Source organism: Acidovorax sp. 107, from assembly GCF_003058055.1.
GTDB lineage: Bacteria > Pseudomonadota > Gammaproteobacteria > Burkholderiales > Burkholderiaceae_C > Acidovorax.
In genome coordinates this window covers 2257476-2273201 of record NZ_QBTZ01000001.1, presented here as the reverse complement: position 1 = coordinate 2273201, position 15726 = coordinate 2257476, and the positions used below count along the sequence as shown (strand labels likewise).

General features: G+C 66.5%; 14 protein-coding genes. 7 read left to right on the top strand and 7 right to left on the bottom strand.

All coding sequences use genetic code 11. The annotated features are described in order from the left end of the window. Window positions 1-3: 3 nt before the first annotated feature. From C8C99_RS10665 to C8C99_RS10655, 3 genes are all read left to right on the top strand, one after another. Window positions 4-1098 (top strand): ABC transporter substrate-binding protein, encoded by a 1095-nt coding sequence (locus C8C99_RS10665; protein WP_108625725.1) that lies wholly within the window; start codon window positions 4-6, stop codon window positions 1096-1098. Then, window positions 1095-2441 (top strand): sulfatase, encoded by a 1347-nt coding sequence (locus C8C99_RS10660; RefSeq protein ID WP_056638754.1) that lies wholly within the window; start codon window positions 1095-1097, stop codon window positions 2439-2441. Before C8C99_RS10665 ends, C8C99_RS10660 begins: the two co-directional genes overlap by 4 nt. A 193-nt stretch (window positions 2442-2634) precedes the next feature. Beyond that, complete coding sequence (locus tag C8C99_RS10655) at window positions 2635-3594, top strand: CysB family HTH-type transcriptional regulator (RefSeq protein ID WP_108625724.1); 960 nt, start codon at window positions 2635-2637, stop codon at window positions 3592-3594. Window positions 3595-3778: 184 nt separating this feature from the next. Here the strand turns inward: C8C99_RS10655 and C8C99_RS10650 are convergent, their stop codons facing one another. Beyond that, window positions 3779-4651, bottom strand: coding sequence for a LysR family transcriptional regulator (locus C8C99_RS10650; RefSeq protein ID WP_108625723.1), 873 nt, complete (start codon window positions 4649-4651; stop codon window positions 3779-3781). Between the two features lie 109 nt (window positions 4652-4760). Between C8C99_RS10650 and C8C99_RS10645 the strand changes: the two genes are divergently transcribed. Both C8C99_RS10645 and C8C99_RS10640 read left to right on the top strand, forming a co-directional pair. Further along, window positions 4761-5771, top strand: a complete 1011-nt coding sequence (locus C8C99_RS10645) for a zinc-dependent alcohol dehydrogenase family protein (protein WP_108625722.1) — start codon at window positions 4761-4763, stop codon at window positions 5769-5771. Next, complete coding sequence (locus tag C8C99_RS10640) at window positions 5768-6199, top strand: nuclear transport factor 2 family protein (RefSeq protein WP_233247203.1); 432 nt, start codon at window positions 5768-5770, stop codon at window positions 6197-6199. The genes C8C99_RS10645 and C8C99_RS10640 overlap by 4 nt, the downstream gene beginning before the upstream one ends. A gap of 167 nt (window positions 6200-6366) precedes the next feature. Here C8C99_RS10640 and C8C99_RS10635 read toward each other — a convergent pair whose 3' ends face one another. The 4 genes from C8C99_RS10635 to C8C99_RS10620 form a co-directional block, all read right to left on the bottom strand. Beyond that, on the bottom strand, window positions 6367-6903 hold the full coding sequence (locus C8C99_RS10635; protein ID WP_108625721.1) for a hypothetical protein: 537 nt from the start codon (window positions 6901-6903) through the stop codon (window positions 6367-6369). Window positions 6904-7008: 105 nt separating this feature from the next. Beyond that, a complete protein-coding gene (locus C8C99_RS10630) occupies window positions 7009-7806 on the bottom strand; it encodes a YkgJ family cysteine cluster protein (protein WP_108625720.1) in 798 nt (265 codons plus the stop codon). Next, window positions 7803-9296, bottom strand: coding sequence for a sensor histidine kinase (locus tag C8C99_RS10625; protein WP_108625719.1), 1494 nt, complete (start codon window positions 9294-9296; stop codon window positions 7803-7805). The genes C8C99_RS10630 and C8C99_RS10625 overlap by 4 nt, the downstream gene beginning before the upstream one ends. Beyond that, window positions 9277-9975 (bottom strand): response regulator transcription factor, encoded by a 699-nt coding sequence (locus tag C8C99_RS10620; RefSeq protein WP_056638766.1) that lies wholly within the window; start codon window positions 9973-9975, stop codon window positions 9277-9279. The genes C8C99_RS10625 and C8C99_RS10620 overlap by 20 nt, the downstream gene beginning before the upstream one ends. Before the next feature lie 152 nt (window positions 9976-10127). On the opposite strand from C8C99_RS10620, the gene C8C99_RS10615 reads away from it, so the two are divergent. Beyond that, window positions 10128-10550 carry a tripartite tricarboxylate transporter TctB family protein gene (locus C8C99_RS10615; RefSeq protein ID WP_056638768.1) on the top strand — a complete coding sequence of 141 codons (423 nt, stop codon included), beginning with the start codon at window positions 10128-10130 and terminating at the stop codon, window positions 10548-10550. A 10-nt stretch (window positions 10551-10560) separates the two neighbouring features. Beyond that, window positions 10561-12072, top strand: coding sequence for a tripartite tricarboxylate transporter permease (locus C8C99_RS10610; protein ID WP_056638771.1), 1512 nt, complete (start codon window positions 10561-10563; stop codon window positions 12070-12072). A 75-nt stretch (window positions 12073-12147) separates the two neighbouring features. On the opposite strand, the gene C8C99_RS10605 is transcribed toward C8C99_RS10610, so the two are convergent. Both C8C99_RS10605 and C8C99_RS10600 read right to left on the bottom strand, forming a co-directional pair. After that, complete coding sequence (locus C8C99_RS10605; protein ID WP_108625718.1) at window positions 12148-14448, bottom strand: ATP-dependent DNA helicase; 2301 nt, start codon at window positions 14446-14448, stop codon at window positions 12148-12150. Next, complete coding sequence (locus C8C99_RS10600) at window positions 14445-15335, bottom strand: hypothetical protein (protein ID WP_108625717.1); 891 nt, start codon at window positions 15333-15335, stop codon at window positions 14445-14447. The genes C8C99_RS10605 and C8C99_RS10600 overlap by 4 nt, the downstream gene beginning before the upstream one ends. Window positions 15336-15726 lie beyond the last annotated feature (391 nt).

Sequence of the window (15726 nt, the reverse complement as noted above, 5' to 3'; positions counted from 1 at the left end):
CCCATGACACAAAAGAACTCCTCCGTTTTCTCCACCCGCCGCTCGCTGCTGGTGGCTGGCGCTGCCACATTGGCCGCCCCTCTGGTGCTGCGCGCCCAGTCGCCTGCCAAGGTCATCCGCATCGGCTCGCCCGACCTGGGCACGGCCGGCAAGCCCTCGCCGGGCGGCAGCGTGTTTGCGGTGCTGCAGGCCAACAAGTGGCTCGAAGATGAATTTGCCAAGGACGGCATCAAGATCGAGTGGAACTTCTTTCGTGGCGCAGGCCCGGCCGTGCACGAGGCGCTGTCGGCCAAGCAGATCGACATCGTCTCGCTGGGCGACCTGGCTGCAGTCATCGGCCGCGCGCGCGGCCTGCCCACCCGCTTCGTTGCGGCCACGGGGCGGGGCAGCAACAGCTACCTGGCCACGGCGCCGGGCGTGAGCATCAAGACGGTGGCCGACCTCAAGGGCAAGAAGGTCACGGTGCTCAAGGGTACGGCCTACCAGCGCACATTCGACAACCTGCTGGCCGCAGCGGGCCTGACCGAAAAGGACGTCAAACTCATCAACATGGACTGGCCCACGTCCAAGGCCGCCGTGGTGGCCGGGCAGATCGATGCCACGTTTGGCGGCTCGGACCTGTTCCTGCTCAAGGCGCAGGGCGCGCAGATTGCGCTGAGCACCAAGGGCCGGGGGCCCGACTACACCATCAACTCCGGCATTCTGGCCACCGAGGACTTCGCCACGCAGAACCCGCAGCTCACCCAGCGCCTGGTGACCCAGTTGGTGCGCGCCGCCCACTGGTCTTCGCAAGAGAGCAACCGCGAAGCGCTCATCAAGCTCTACGCCGACAACAGCGGCAACCCCGAGCTGTCGTTCCGCGAGGAGCTGGCAGGCGACAACCTCAAAGCGCGCTACTCGCCGCTGCTGGATGAGGGCTTCATCGCCGGTTACCAGGGCGTGCTGGATGACGGCGTCAAACTGGGGCTGATCCGCCAGACCTTTGATGTGAAGGCCTGGTTCCAGCCCGCCTTCGTGCAGCAGGCTGTGAAGGACCTCAAGCTCGACAAGCAGTGGCGCGAGACCGATGCCGCTGGCAAGGCCAAGGGGGCGGCATGAGCACCGCCGCCTCCGCTTCCACACAAGCGCCCAACATCGTCTTCATCCTGGCCGACGACCTGGGCTGGGCCGACCTGAGCGTGTACGGCCAGGCCGACTTCGCCACGCCGCACCTCGATACGCTGGCGGGCGAGGGCGTGCGCTTCACGCAGGCCTATGCCAACTCGGCCGTGTGCTCGGCCACGCGGTTTGCGCTGATCACCGGGCGCTACCAGTACCGCCTGCGTGGCGGCCTGGAAGAACCCCTGGTGCGCAAGGCCCATGTGCATGGCCTGCCGCCCGAGCACCCCACGCTGCCCTCGCTGCTGCGCGACGCGGGCTATGACACGGCGCTGATTGGCAAGTGGCACCTGGGCAGCCTGCCCACGTTCGGCCCGCTCAAAAGTGGCTACGACCGCTTCTTTGGCAACTACGGCGGTGCCATTGATTACTTCACCCACAAACCCGGCGTGGGCGATGCCGTGGCGCGCGATTTGTACGAAGGCGAAGTGCCGGTGGAGCGCGTGGGCTACTACACCCAGCTGCTGGCCGACGAGGCCACGCGCTGGATCGGCGAGCGCAGCGCGGCCCAGCCGTTCTTTTTGTCGCTGCACTTCACCGCGCCGCACTGGCCCTGGGTGGGTCCGGAGGACGAAGAGATTTCGCTGGGCCTGAAGGACCTGTTTCACTACGACGGCGGCAACTTGGCCACCTATGCGCGCATGGTGCGCTCGCTCGACAAGGCCGTGGGCCAGGTGCTGGGCGCCCTAAAGGCGCAAGGCCTGGCCGACAACACCATCGTGGTGTTCACCAGCGACAACGGCGGCGAGCGCTTTTCCAAGACCTGGCCCTTCACCGGCCAGAAGACCGAGTTGCTCGAAGGCGGCATCCGCGTGCCTACGCTGCTGCGCTGGCCCGCGCGCATTGCCCCGCAGGTGAGCGAGCAGGTCACCGCCACCATGGACTGGCTGCCCACGCTGTTGGCCGCTGCGGGCGTGGCGCCCGATGCCGACTACCTGCCCGATGGCGAGAACATCCTGCCCGTGCTGCTGGGCGACGCGCCCGCACACCCGCGCACGCTGTTCTGGCGCTACAAGTCGCAGCGCCAGCGCGCTGTGCGCGAGGGCCGCTTCAAGTACCTGCGCATCAACGACAACGAGTTTCTGTTCGACGTGGAAGCTGACTCGCTGGAGCGCGCCAACCTGCGCCACAAGCACCCCGATGTGTTTGAGCGCCTGCGCACGGCGTGGGAGCAGTGGAACGCGCAGTTCCTGCCCATCACCGACGAGGTCATCACCCACGGCCTGTCGCCCGACATCCAGGCGGACCGCTACGTGCCCGACCTGTCCCAACGGGGCATGTGAGGCGCCTGTTTGGCAGAAATCCAAAGAAAAGTGACTGATGCGCTAGTGAAATATGCGCTTTATGCTATCAAAAACATAGTATCTGCGAGCCCTCTGCCTCATGGGCCCTATGGCTTCTGGCCGCATGGGCCGTCGCCATCATGGGCCGTGACAGGAGGCAGTCACGTGGACATTGGGGAGCGGCTTTTCATTCATGAACTTTCAGCAACTGCGCTCTGTGCGCGAAACCGTGCGGCGGGGCTTCAACCTGACCGAAGTGGCCCACATCCTGCACACCTCTCAACCCGGGGTGAGCCGCCAGATCCGCGAGCTGGAAGAAGAGCTGGGCGTGGAGATTTTTGTGCGGGCGGGCAAGCGCCTCACGGGCCTGACACCGCCCGGCGAAGTGCTGTTGCCCACGGTAGAGCGCCTGCTGCTGGAGGCCGACAACCTCAGGCGCGCCGGCCAGGACTTCAGCGACAGCGCACAGGGGCGCCTGTCGGTGGCGGCCACGCATTCGCAGGCGCGGTATGCGCTGCCCCAGGTGGTGCGCGACTTTCGGGCGTTGTTCCCGCAGGTATCGCTGCACCTGCACCAGGGCTCGCCGCGCCAGGTGGCCGAGATGCTGCTGTCTGGCGAGGCCGACATCGGCGTGGCCACCGAGGCGCTGGCCGGTTATGAAGCCCTGGTCACCCTGCCGTGCTACCGCTGGACGCACAGCATCGTGGTGCCCCCGGGCCACCCGCTGCTGGCCAGCCCGGGCCCCGTGACGCTGGAGCAACTGGCAGAGCACCCCATCATCACTTACGAGCTGGGCTACACCGGTCGTGCCCACATCGACACCGCCTTCGCTCGCGCGGGCCTGGCGCCGGACATCGTGCTCACCGCTATGGACGCGGATGTGATCAAGACCTATGTGGAACTGGACATGGGCGTGGGCATTGTGGCCTCCATCGCGGTCGATGAAGACCGTGACCGGCACCTGCGCCTCATCGATGCGGGCCATCTGTTCGAGGTCAATCTCACCCGCCTTGGCCTGCGGCGCGGCGCGTGGCTGCGCGGGTATGCGTACCACTTCATCGAGAGTTTTGTTCCCACGCTCACGCCCGATATGGTGAGGCAGGCCATGCAGCCGGGCGGCGGCACGGGGATCGACAGCGACCGGGGGGCCTGATGCGGAACCCGGGCCTCGGCCAGAGAGGCGCTGGGCCTGCGCACTGCAGCTATGGGCCCCACCCGGGGCACGGTGCGTGGTGAGGCCCGCCGCGCGGCCCCAAGCAGCCTGCCTTCACCGCCTTGCCAGGACGGGTGTCCGGCTCGCCTTGTACCACCGGGCACGTTGGCTTCGCGCTTCGTCGTCAGCCCTTTACCGTCTCCTCATGGAGGTCCGGATGGAGGCTTTGCATGAGCCAATCGACCAGTGCGTGCAGCCTGGGCAGCCTGCGCAAATCCCGGTGGTAACCCAGCCAGACGTCACGCCCAGGCGGTGAACTGGCGCCCTCCAGCCTTTGCAGTCCCGGGTGTGAATCCCCCAGGGGGCAGGGCAGCACGGCCAGGCCCGCCCCAGATGCGCAGGCCATGGCCTGCACGTGCCGGTTGTTGCTGCGGAAAGCGATGCGCGCCGACGGAAAGGCCTCGCGCAACCACGCGGCATCGGGCATCTCGCTGAAGCCCAGGTCCATCGTGATGAGGCGAACGTCCGCATCGTCCGTGGGCATGTCTGCACCACGCTGCTTGTACAGCGCGTAGGGCACATGCATCAGCCGACGCTGTATGACATCGGGCTCGTCAAAGGGAACGATGCGTGCCACCAGATCGGCCTCGCGGCGTGCCAGGCTGAACAGGCGCGCATCGGTCAGCAATTCGATCGTGACCCGGGGGTGTTCGTTGGTAAACGCTGCACAGAGCGGCGTCAGCACATGCAGACCAAACCAGTCGGAGGTCGATACCCGCAGGCCGCCTTCCAGTTGTTGGTCGGCACCGTCCAGTTGCCGGGAGAACGACAGCGCCTGCGCCTCCATGCCCTCGGCGTGGCTCAGGACGGCAGCGCCCTCGTCGGTCAACACGAAACCCTCTGACGTTCGCTGGAACAGGGTGTGGCCCAGAGAAAGCTCCAGGGCCTTCAGCCTGCGGCCCATGGTGGGCTGGCTTTGCTTGAGCGCGCGGCCTGCCGCACCCAGCGTGCCGTGCCGGGCAATGGCCAAGAACACCTGTACGTCATCCCAGTTCATCGGCTGCATCATACAAAAGTGAATGACAAGATTTCAATCTTGTGGCTTTTCATTCAAAAGCGAAAGGTGAAAACTGGCGGCACTGTTCAACCCCACGAAGGAAAACGCCATGTCCACCCCATCCACGCCCACCATGCAGGCCTTGGTGCTCGCATCCCCCCACGGCGCACTGACCCCCACCTGGCTGCCCCGGCCGCAGCCCGCCGCGGGCCAGGTGCTGGTCCGCATCCACGCCAGCGGCGTGAACCCGCTGGACACCAAGATCCGCGCGGGCGCCGCCGAGCACGCCCAGCAACCGCTGCCCGCCGTTTTGGGCATGGACCTCGCCGGCGTGGTGGAGGAGGTGGGGCAGGGCGTCTCTCGCTTCCGGGTGGGGGATGCGGTGTATGGCTTTACCGGCGGCATCGGCGGGCTGCAAGGCAGCCTGGCGCAGTACGCCGTCGTGGATGCCCGCCTGTTGGCCCACAAGCCAGGCCGGCTGACCATGCGCCAGGCAGCGGCCTTGCCGCTGGTCTTCATCACCGCCTGGGAGGGCTTGGTGGACCGTGCCAATGTCCGCAGCGGGCACAAGGTGTTGGTGCATGGCGGCGCCGGGGGCGTGGGCCATGTGGCCGTGCAGCTGGCCCGCGCCCGGGGTGCCGAGGTGTTTGCCACGGGCAAGGCGGCGCAGGCTGGTTACATCCGGTCCCTGGGCGCGACGCCCATCGACCATGAAACAACCTCGGTCGAGGCCTATGTCAATGCGTTCACCGACGGCAAGGGTTTCGATATCGTTTACGACACCGTGGGTGGACCGGTGCTGGATGCGTCGTTTTTGGCGGCCCGCCGCTACTCGGGCCATGTGGTGACGTCACTGGGCTGGGGCACCCACAAGCTGGCGCCACTGTCGTTCCGGGGTGCGACGTTCTCGGGCGTGTTCACGCTGCTTCCCATCCTCACGGGGGAGTTTCGCGAACACCATGGCGAGATCATGGAGCAGGCCACCACGCTTGCGGAAGCGGGGCAGCTGGTGCCGTTGCTCGACCCGACCAGCTTCACGCTGGATACGGCCGAAGCGGCACACGCCCTGGTCGCTGAGGGCCGTGCCTGTGGCAAGGTGGTGGTGAGCGTGCTGCCATGAGCAAGCCGGGTCAGCCTTTGGCAGAAAGCGACAGCGCGCCAGCCAGCAGGGACGGTGCAGCAGGCACGCGGCTTGGCGCGATGGACCCCACGCACGAACACCTTCGCCGCGTGGCCGATGCGTTGATCGCCGCCACGAATGCGTTTGCGGTGGAGCAGGTGCTCGGCCTTTTTGCGCACGACGCCGTGATCGACGACCCCTCCACGGGCCACCGTTTTGATGGCCATGCCGGAATACGCCGGTATGTCGAACAGTACTTCGTTGGCTACCAGACGGTGACCCGGTTCCTGTCGATGCAACGCCTCGGGCCGCAGCGCGCGAGGGTGCGGGTGGACTTCACGGGGGATTTTGGTCACGAGATCGGCAACCTGGACATCACCGTGGATGCGCAGGGCTTGATCGCCCGCCTGGATGCCGATCTGGAATGAGCGGTGTGAATGGTTTGGCTGCGCGACGGCTCTCAGGGCTGACGTGCCACGCTAGGCTGCACAAGGCTGCTCTGGGCTGTATTGATGCGGAATTTGATGGAAAACAGCCTGAAGCGCTAGTGAATCATGCCATGGCAGCTATCGAAAAAAGAGCATCTTGATCTGGCTCACCGCGGCAGGCAGCCCGCAAACCCCCTGGGCCCTGCTGCTGACACATCCGCCAGCGTCATGGCCTCCAGCCGGTCGTTCTGCCCCGGTATCTTCGTCAGCCGCTGGCCGTTCTGCCAGCGCCAATGCGTGCCGTCGAAGCTGTAGACGAAGGTGTGCGTGCGGTTGGACAGCAGGTGCGCGGGGGTGAGGGTGATGGCCTGGGCAGCGGCTTGCGTCGGTGCGTGGGCCTGGGCCTCGTTGTCCTTGATGACGAGCTTGCCCACATAAGGCGTCACGGTGGATTCGGTGCGTGTGACTTCGGGCTGGACCAGGGCGGGGCTGTAGCCAGTCAGGGTCCAGTCGCCCGCCGCGCCGGGGAGTACATGGGGTTGTCGCCCGGCTAGGAACTGGGTGCAGGCGGCGGTGATGGCGTCGAAGCCCGTTGTGGCAGGGCTGCTGGCTTCGGGCTTGCTGCAGCCTGCCAGGCCAGCCACCAAGGCGGCAGCGGCTGCCAAGGGGAGGGAGGCACGGGAGCAGTGGTGTGGCTGGGTCATCAGGCGGGGGGCGGTGGTTCGTCGGGATGTTCGGCGGTGCGGTCAGGCTGCATTGTGGGCTGGTGGCCGCAGTGGGTCTTGATGGATATCAAGACGCACAGGCTTTTACGGCGGCGTGCTGCGCATGGCCAGCGCGCCGTCATCACCCCGGTACCAGCGCAGCAGGGCGCTGGGCTGCGTGGCAACGGCGCCGTCCAGCGCGGCCAACACCGCCGCATTGAGTTCGTGGGCGCGGGCGGGCAAGGGTTGGTCGCGGTAGGCGAGGGCGGTGCCGGCCATCAGTGCTTCGGCGTCCACCAGCAGGCGCAGGTTTTGCGGGATGGTGGGCGACTGCTCTGCGCAGTGCGTGGCCGACAGGGAGTGCGCTTTGCGGCAGGCGGCGGGGCGCACGGTGTAGATGGCGCAGCGATCATCAATGAGAAAGCTGCAGGGCTGGCGGGTGGGGCCTGCGGGTGGGCCGGGCTGTGCGGGGTTGGCCGCGCTTGCTGCAGCCCCATGCTGTTGCAGGCGCCGTGTGGTTGCGGCTTGGTCCGCATCGGGCAGAGAGCGCAGGTACTGGGCAATGTGCAGCACCTCGGGCTCGGTGGCTTCCACGCGCAGGTAGCAGCAGTGGGCGCAGCCTGCCTGGCACGCCAGCTGGGGGCCGGTGGCGCGGGCTTGCTCGGCCACCGCGTCCAGGCCCTGGTGCAGTTGCGCGATGAAATCGACGGCAGCCTGGGCGGTGGCTTCGGTAGTCGCCTCGTCAGCGGTGATGGCGTCTGTGCCATCGGCTGCCGCGCCCTGCGTGGCGTTGGTCTGCGCCGCCCGCAGTGCCCGCCCGGCGGCGCTGCGCACGCGGGCGATGGACTGCAGGAAGGCGGCTTGTTCTGCTTCGGTCAGCGCCGGGGAGGGCGGGCTCGTCATGGGGGTGCGTGGACCGTGTTGGACGGCGCAGGCGCTGTGGGTGCCAAAGGCAGCCGCACGCTGGCCGCCAGGCCGGAGCCGTCTGCTGCATCGCTGGCTGCTGCCAGTTCCAGCCGCCCTTCCATCAATTGCACATACCGCGCCACGATGGCCAAGCCCAGCCCCGCGCCCTGGCCCAGGTGCTGGCCCTGGTCGCCCTGCGCCCAGCGCTGCTGCAACTGCTGCGCCAGCGCGGCGTCCACACCGGGGCCGTTGTCGGTCACGCGCAGCACGCCAAAGCCTGGCTCGGTGCTCAGCGCCACCGTGATGCGGGGTGGCGTAGTACCGCGCCCGTAGCGCAATGCGTTGTCCAGCAGATTGTTCAGGATGCCTTCCACCAGCGCGATGTTGCCCCGCACCACCACGGCCTGGTCCAGGCCCTCGGCGCCCAGGTCCACCCCCAGAGTGTCGGCGCGGGGCAGGTAGCGCAGCAGCACGTCGCGCACCAGGGTGTGCAGGGCCAGCGGCTGCAACGTCAGCGCAATGCCGCCCTCGGCCGCGCGGGCCAGGGCCAGCAACTGGTCCACGGTGCGGCTGGCGCGCTGTTCGGCTTGGGCGATGCCTTCGATTTCGCTGCGCCAGACGGCCGGGTCGTTGTGGGCCAGCGCGTGGGCGGCCTGGGCGCGGATGCCTGCGAGCGGAGTGCGCAGCTCGTGCGCCACGTTGCCCGCAAACTCACGCTGCGCATGCAGGCTTTGCTGCACCCGCGCCAGCAAGCCGTCCAGGGCCACGCCCAGGCGTTGCACGTCGCTGGTGCTGGCCTGTTGCGTCAGCGTGGGCGGCAGGGGTTGCAGGTCGGCAGCGTCGCGCTGGTCCATGGCGTCTTGCAACGCCCCCAGTGGATGCAGGTCGCGTTCTATGCCGCGCAGCAGCCATGATCCCAGCACCACCAGCAGCCACAACTGGGCCAGGCCCGAGTACACCAGCAACCGGCGCAGCAGCTGCGTGCGCTCGGCCGTGGTCTGCGCGATGACGACGGTGAACGACGGCGGCCCTGCGATCTGCAAGGTGGCGCGCCGCATCTCGCGCCCGTCCTGCGAGAGGTGCGAAAAGGCGTGGCTGCCGCCCGCCGCCACCACGCCCGGCGCCAGGTGCGAGTCGCCAGCGATGAAACTGCCGTCGGTGGCATACACCGCAAACCACACAGTTTCGCTCTGGTCAAAGCGCAACAGGCCCACCTCGCGCGGGGTGAGGTCTAGCCGCAAGGGGGGGCTTGCCAAGCCTCCCGTCTGGCCACCGCGCACGTGGGCCGCCAGCGCGTGGGCGTCGTCCAGCAAGGCGCGGTCAAACGCCTCGGCCACAAAGTGGTTGCCCACCCCCAGCACCACCGTGCTGCCCAGTCCCCAGATCAGCACCAGCGACAGCAGCACGCGCCGGCCTATGCGTTGGCGCAGGTCGGGCGGCTGCTGGTGCAGCGGTGCGGGGTCTGGTTCAGGGCTGGCCAACGTCATCCTCTAGCACGTAACCGAGCCCGCGCAGCGTGCGTATGGTCGCGCCACTGCCCGCAATCTTGCGTCGCAGGCGGGAGAACGAGGCTTCCAGTGCGTTCTCACCGACCACCTCGCCGCCATCTGACAGGCGCGAGGACAAGTCGCCCTTGCTCAGCACACGGCCGGGTGGGGTCATCAGCTCCCACAGCAGGTCGAATTCGCGTGCGGGCAGCTCCAGCGGTTGCTCCGCCACGCTGACGCGGCGCGCCTGGCGGTCCAGCACCAGCTGGCCCACGGTGACGATGTCGGCGGTGCCGCTGGCGCGCCGCAGCAGGGCGCGCAGGCGGGCTTCCACCTCTTTGAGCTCGTAGGGCTTGCCCAGGTAGTCGTCGGCACCGGCGTCCAGCCCGGCAATGCGCTCTTCGGTGCTGTCGCGGGCGCTGAGCACCAGCACGGGGGTGCGGTCGCCGCGCGCGCGCGCGCTGCGCAGCGCAGTGAGGCCGCTGCCCAGGCCGCTGCGCGCGTGGGCGGCGTGGGGCAGGTTCAGGTCCAGCAGCACGGCATCGAAAGACTGTACGGCCCACCAGTGCTGGGCCTCTTCCACGGTATGGGCCAACTCGACGCGGTGGCCCGCGTTTTCGAGGCCCTGGGCCATGGTGCGGCTGAGCACGGGGTCGTCTTCCACCAGGAGGAGGCGCATGGAGATGTGAGTTCTACGTGAAATTACGCATGGCCAAGATCAGCCTGCGATCAGGTTCGATGGGGATAGTCCGCTCGTCAGCATACCCCAGCCCTGCGCGCCATTTGCGCAGCCGGCGGGGGTCGTCAAGCCTATCAGGAGACAACCTTTTCATGATCAACCGCAATCTACTCAGAGGCTTTGCCCTCATGGCTCTGGCGCTGGGCTTCGGCCTGCCGTCCATGGGCTATTCGCTAGGGACGCTCGGCCGCGCAGGGCCGGGCATGTTTCCATTCATCGTCAGCTGCATGCTGTTTGTGATCGGTGTCATCACCGTGGTGCGTGCACGCCTGGTGGCGCCGGTGCCCATGGACTTTCAGGTCCGCAACATCGCCATCATCCTGGGCAGCCTGTGCGGCTTTGCCGCGCTGTCGCACTTTGTGAACATGATCGCGGGCATCGTTTTTCTGGTGTTCTGTTCGGGGTTTGCGGGTACGTCGTACTCGTGGAAGCGCAACCTGAAGATCGCTGCGGTGCTGGTCGGCATCGCGTTTGCATTCCAAAAGCTGCTGGGCGTGAGCCTGCCGCTGTACTGAGGTCTCCGCCATGGAAGTCTTGAACAACCTTGCGTTTGGCTTCAGCCACGCGCTGACTTTGCAGAACCTGATGTTCTGCGCCCTGGGCTGCACCGTGGGCACTCTGGTGGGCCTGCTGCCGGGCCTGGGCCCGCTGGCCACCATCAGCCTGCTGCTGCCGCTGACTTATTCGATCGACACCACCGGCGCACTCATCATGCTGGCCGGTATCTACTACGGTGCGCAATACGGCGACAGCGTGAGCGCCATCACCATGAAGATTCCGCACGCGAGCAGTATCGTGGCGTGTATCGACGGGTATGCGATGACGTTGAAAGGGAAAACGGGGCTGGCTCTGTTCACCGCCGGGTTCTCCAGCTTCATCGGGGGCACAGTGGCCATTGTGGTGCTGGCGTTCCTGGCGCCCAGCCTGGGCGAGGTGGCCTTTTTGTTCGGCCCTGCCGACTACTGCGCGCTGATGCTGGTGGGCTTTGTGTGCGTGAGCTTTGTGACCACCGGCAGTCTGCTCAATGGCCTGGCCATGTGCATGGTGGGTGTGCTGCTGGGCTCCATCGGTACCGACGTGAACAGCGGCCTGGCCCGCTTCACCTGGGACGCTCCGTTCCTGGCCGACGGCGTGGGCATTGTGAGCATTGCGCTGGGCTGCTTCGGCATTGCCGAGATCGCCAAGAACCTCGACTCGCGTGAAGAGCGCTCGCCCTTTAACGGCAAGATCAAGCTCATGCCCACCTGGCCCGAGTTCAAGCGCATCATCCCGAGTGCCCTGCGTGGCAGCGTGGTGGGCTCCATCCTGGGCATCCTGCCCGGCGGCGGCCCCGTGATTGCCCAGTTTGCGGCCTACGCGCTGGACAAGAAGGTCAGCAAGTACAAGCACGAGATCGGTACTGGCTGCATCGAAGGCGTGGCAGGCCAGGCTGCAGCGGACGAAGCGGCTGCACGCACCAGCTTCATCCCGCTGATGAGCATCGGCATCCCCGAGAACGCCGTGATGGCGCTGATGATGGCCGCGTTCATCATCAAGGGCATCCAGCCCGGCCCCAACATGATCGCCGGTCACCCCGAACTGTTCTGGGGTCTGGTGGCCAGCATGTGGATCGGCAACTGCTTCCTGCTGGTGCTGAACGTGCCCCTGGTGCGCTACTGGCTGTCGGTGTTCAAGATTCCGTACAACGTGCTGTTCCCGGCGATTCTGTTCTTCTGCTGCATCGGTACTTACAGCATCAACAACAACCTCGACGACGTGTTCATCACGGTGGCGTTTGGTGCGCTGGGCTATCTGTTCATGCGGCTGGAGATGGACCCGTCGCCGCTGATGCTGGGCTTCATCCTGGGCCCCATGCTGGAGGAGAACTTCCGCCGCTCCATGCTGCTGTCGCGCGGCAGCTTCGAGGTGTTCATCAACCGCCCCATCAGCGGCACGCTGATCAGCCTGATCGCTGCGTTCGTCCTGTGGCAGATCTTTGTGTTCTTCCGCCAGCGCGGCAGGGCCAAGGAGATGGTGGTAGCGCCTGCGGCGAGCTAACGCTTGACTCTCTGTGTGCCGCCTTGGCGGCTTTGCAAGGCCGGTCACCCTGGGTGACCGGCCTTTTTTTGTGGCTCACTCCACCTGCCACCAGGCGGGTAGCAACGCAATCACCTGCGCCTGCGCAAACCGGTCGTCCATCAGATGCACTGCGCCATCGTCGCTGGGCGTGCGGATCACGCGGCCAGCGGCCTGCACGACCTTTTGCAGGCCGGGGTAGAGGTAGGTGTAGTCGTAGCCCGCGCCAAACAGCGCCTGCATGCGCTCGCGAATCTGCTCGTTGACGGGGTTGACCTGCGGCAGGCCCAAGGTGGCCAGAAATGCGCCGATGAGGCGCTTGCCCGGCAGGTCGATGCCCTCGGCAAATGCGCCGCCCAGCACCGCAAAGGCAATGCCCCGGCTGGTGTCGGTGAAGCGGGCCAGAAAATCGCGTTGTTCACCCTCCAGCATGCGACGCGACTGGCACCAGTGCGGCACATCGGGGTGCCGCTGCGCAAACAGCGCGGCGGCCTGCTGCAGGTAGTCATAGCTGCTGAAGAACGCCAGGTAGTTGCCGGGCCGCGCGCGAAACTGCTGCGCCATCAGAGCCGCAATGGGTGCCAGCGACGCTGCGCGGTGCGGGTAGCGTGTGGAGATGTGGCGCGCCACCTGCACCTGCAGCTGGTGCGCGGCAAAGGGTGACTCCACATCTACCCACGCATGGTTATCGGGCAGGCCCAGCAGATCGGCGTAGTAGCGCGCGGGCTGCAGCGTGGCCGAGAACAAGGTGCTGGTGTGCGCGGCGGCCAGCCGGGGTTGCAGGAAGGGTGCGGGCACCACGTTGCGGATGCAGACCACGGAATCGCCGGGCTTGAAGGTGCGGTGGTGGGTGGCAGAGGCCTGGGTGATGTCCACCATCGAATGCGCATCCAGCAGGTCGGCCATGCGCTGCAGGTGCAGGGCGTCGAAGTAGAACGTTTGCAACGCACCGTCCGGCTCGGTGGGGTGCTCGGTGAAATGTTCGTTGAGGGTGGTGGTGCACTGCTGCAGCGCGGCCAGCAGCTTGTCCGGCAAGGCTTCGAGCACCGTGTAGGGAGCGGTGTGCGCCTTGTCCAGCGCCACCCAGGCGCGGCGCACCTTGTCCAGCGCCTTCTTCACGGGCGCGTGCTGCGCAGCGGTGGGGCTGCTGCGGGCCTGGGCCAGGGCGGCGGGGTGCAACTCGGCAGTGAACATCTTGCGGCCGCGCTCCACCAGGTTGTGGGCTTCGTCCACCAGCAGCGCCGTGCGCCACTGGTTGGCCTGGGCCAGGCCGTGCAGCAGGCCGCCGAGGTCAAAGTAGTAGTTGTAGTCACCCACCACCACATCGGCCCAGCGGGCCAGCTCCTGGCTCAGGTAGTAAGGGCAGACCTCGTGCTGCAGGGCAACCTCACGCACTCGGGCTAGTAGCAAAGCGGGGACGCTTTTCCCTTCCATGGTGGTGGCCACCGCCGCTGCGCGTGCGGCGGGCAGCCGGTCGTAGAAGCCCCGGGCCAGCGGGCACGATTCGCCGTGGCAGGCCTTGTCCGGGTGTTCACACGCCTTGTCGCGCGCCACCAGTTCCAGCACGCGCAGTGGCAGCGCCGGTGCGCTGTCAGACAGGCGCGCCAGCGCATCCAGCGCCATCTGCCGGCCTGAGGTTTTGGCGGCCAGAAAAAACACCTTGTCGATGCGCTGCGCAGGTGCGGCCTTGAGCAGCGGGAACAGCGTGCCCATGGTCTTGCCAATGCCTGTGGGCGCTTGGGCCAGCAGGCAGCGGCCCGCCACTGCGGCCTTGTACACAGCCTCGGCCAGTGGGCGCTGGCCCGTGCGAAAGCCGCCAAACGGAAACGCCAGCGCATTCAGAGCCGTATCGCGAGCGGCACGGTGGTCCATCTGCTGTTCGGCCCAGGCAATGAAGCGCTGGCACTGTGCCTCGAAGTGCTGGCGCAGGTCGTCAGCGCTGCAGCGCTCGGTAAACACCGTCTCCTGCTGCGTGCCCACATCCAGGTACACCAGCGCTACGTCGATCTGCTCCAGCTGCTCTTGCTCACACAGCAGCCAGCCATACACCTTGGCCTGCGCCCAGTGCAGGTGGCGGTGTGATGCGGGCTGGCGGTCCAGCCGCCCTTTGAAGGTTTTGACCTCGTCGATGCGCTGTTGGGCAGGGTCATAGCCATCGGCCCGGCCGCGCACACGCAGGCTTTGGTAGCTGCCACTCAGCGAAACTTCAGCGCGGTAGCGCGCGCCTCGGCGCGATGCAGCTACCGCATGCCCTGCGATGCCCTCCAGCGCGGTGGGCGCGGGCGTGAAGCGCAAGTCCAGGTCACCCTGCTTGGCGGTGAACTCGCACAGCTCGCGCACCGCCACGGTGTAGGTCATGGCGCGGAGTGGGGGCTGTCGATGGCAGGAGCGAAAGCTTCACCCAGATGCGCCTGGGCCGGGTCTTCCTCACTGCGCAGCGGCGTGGCCTTGCACAACGCCATCCACACCGCAAAGGGCAAGGTGCAGCGGTTGTGCCTTGCAGGGCGCAGCAGCTCAAAGCGCCCATCCTCCACACTGCCATGCAGCACCCAGATGCCGAAGTGCTCGGGGATCTCATCAGGCTCGGCGATGCCGGCCGGGAAGACGTAGTAACACTCCTCGCACAGCCACTGGTAGGCCTGCCGCTTGGCGTCGTGCCGCAGGTCCGACAGCAGGTCGGCCCGGCTCGCCTTCACCTCATGCACCATGGGCTGCAGGTAGGCGGGCACCGAGGTGTTGCGCACCGAGAACAGATCGGGCCGGGCCATGCGCCAGACGTGGGCGGCGCGTGCGGCGGGGGTGTGGTCGTCGTCGGCCCACAGGGGTGCCATGACCGGTGCCGTGTTGGCGGGCGTATCGCCCGTGGCCGCAGGCAGCACCCCATCCACAACCGGCACGGTGTCGATCACCGCGCGCAGTGACAGTTCGGTCCATACGATTCGCCCCGAAGCCAGCAACTGCGCTGCGAACTTCTGCCCCAGCCGGTCGTGCAGGCTCAGCGCCCGCACGCTGCGCTGACGGGCCTGCGCCAGGGTGCGGATGCCTTCATCGGTGAGGCGCAGGGTTTCGCAACCATCGGCCGCAATGTGCAGACTGATGAGGCCCGCAGCCAGCAGGTCAATCTCCAGTCCATCCTTGCACGGCCAGCCTGCCGAGCGCCAGATCTGCATCAGGCGCGTGCGGTGAAAGCGTGTGATCTGCGTGGAGGGCGGGGAGTCCGAAGTGGGGGAGTGCAGCACCGTCATGGCGGGGTGGTTGGGCTGGCGGGATACTGATTTTAATCACAGTGTCTGGCTGGCGCTGCTTTTTTGGATGGGAGGAAGTGTGTTGTAGACGAATTTAGGTCAGAGAGGCATCTAGTGCACGATGAATATGCGCTGGTAGCTATTGAAAAAGGAGCGCTCTAACAAACACCTTGCAAGGGAACCGAATGAATCCCACAAGGATTTGAATGAGGATGCTCTTGCCCGACGTGAGGCGAACAATCGGAAGGTGTCATGGACCGTGTCTATGCAGCGGGTGAATTGAAAGCGACTTCGAGAGGCTGCAATGCAGCGATAGCCGCCAGTGAATTCGAATCGACGAAATCACGGTATGGGATGCAAAGCGGTCGTTGCTTGGACGCAAGCACCAAAA

What these genes read in the sequence shown, in the direction of transcription:
- C8C99_RS10660 (WP_056638754.1), top strand. Translation starts at nt 1,095, where the DNA reads ATGAGCACCGCCGCCTCCGCTTCCACACAAGCGCCCAACATCGTCTTC.
- C8C99_RS10655 (WP_108625724.1), top strand. Translation starts at nt 2,635, where the DNA reads ATGAACTTTCAGCAACTGCGCTCTGTGCGCGAAACCGTGCGGCGGGGC.
- C8C99_RS10640 (WP_233247203.1), top strand. Translation starts at nt 5,768, where the DNA reads ATGAGCAAGCCGGGTCAGCCTTTGGCAGAAAGCGACAGCGCGCCAGCC.
- C8C99_RS10610 (WP_056638771.1), top strand. Translation starts at nt 10,561, where the DNA reads ATGGAAGTCTTGAACAACCTTGCGTTTGGCTTCAGCCACGCGCTGACT.
- C8C99_RS10650 (WP_108625723.1), bottom strand. Translation starts at nt 4,651, where the DNA reads ATGAACTGGGATGACGTACAGGTGTTCTTGGCCATTGCCCGGCACGGC.
- C8C99_RS10620 (WP_056638766.1), bottom strand. Translation starts at nt 9,975, where the DNA reads ATGCGCCTCCTCCTGGTGGAAGACGACCCCGTGCTCAGCCGCACCATG.
- C8C99_RS10630 (WP_108625720.1), bottom strand. Translation starts at nt 7,806, where the DNA reads ATGACGAGCCCGCCCTCCCCGGCGCTGACCGAAGCAGAACAAGCCGCC.
- C8C99_RS10600 (WP_108625717.1), bottom strand. Translation starts at nt 15,335, where the DNA reads ATGACGGTGCTGCACTCCCCCACTTCGGACTCCCCGCCCTCCACGCAG.
- C8C99_RS10605 (WP_108625718.1), bottom strand. Translation starts at nt 14,448, where the DNA reads ATGACCTACACCGTGGCGGTGCGCGAGCTGTGCGAGTTCACCGCCAAG.
- C8C99_RS10645 (WP_108625722.1), top strand. Translation starts at nt 4,761, where the DNA reads ATGTCCACCCCATCCACGCCCACCATGCAGGCCTTGGTGCTCGCATCC.
- C8C99_RS10635 (WP_108625721.1), bottom strand. Translation starts at nt 6,903, where the DNA reads ATGACCCAGCCACACCACTGCTCCCGTGCCTCCCTCCCCTTGGCAGCC.
- C8C99_RS10615 (WP_056638768.1), top strand. Translation starts at nt 10,128, where the DNA reads ATGATCAACCGCAATCTACTCAGAGGCTTTGCCCTCATGGCTCTGGCG.
- C8C99_RS10625 (WP_108625719.1), bottom strand. Translation starts at nt 9,296, where the DNA reads ATGACGTTGGCCAGCCCTGAACCAGACCCCGCACCGCTGCACCAGCAG.
- C8C99_RS10665 (WP_108625725.1), top strand. Translation starts at nt 4, where the DNA reads ATGACACAAAAGAACTCCTCCGTTTTCTCCACCCGCCGCTCGCTGCTG.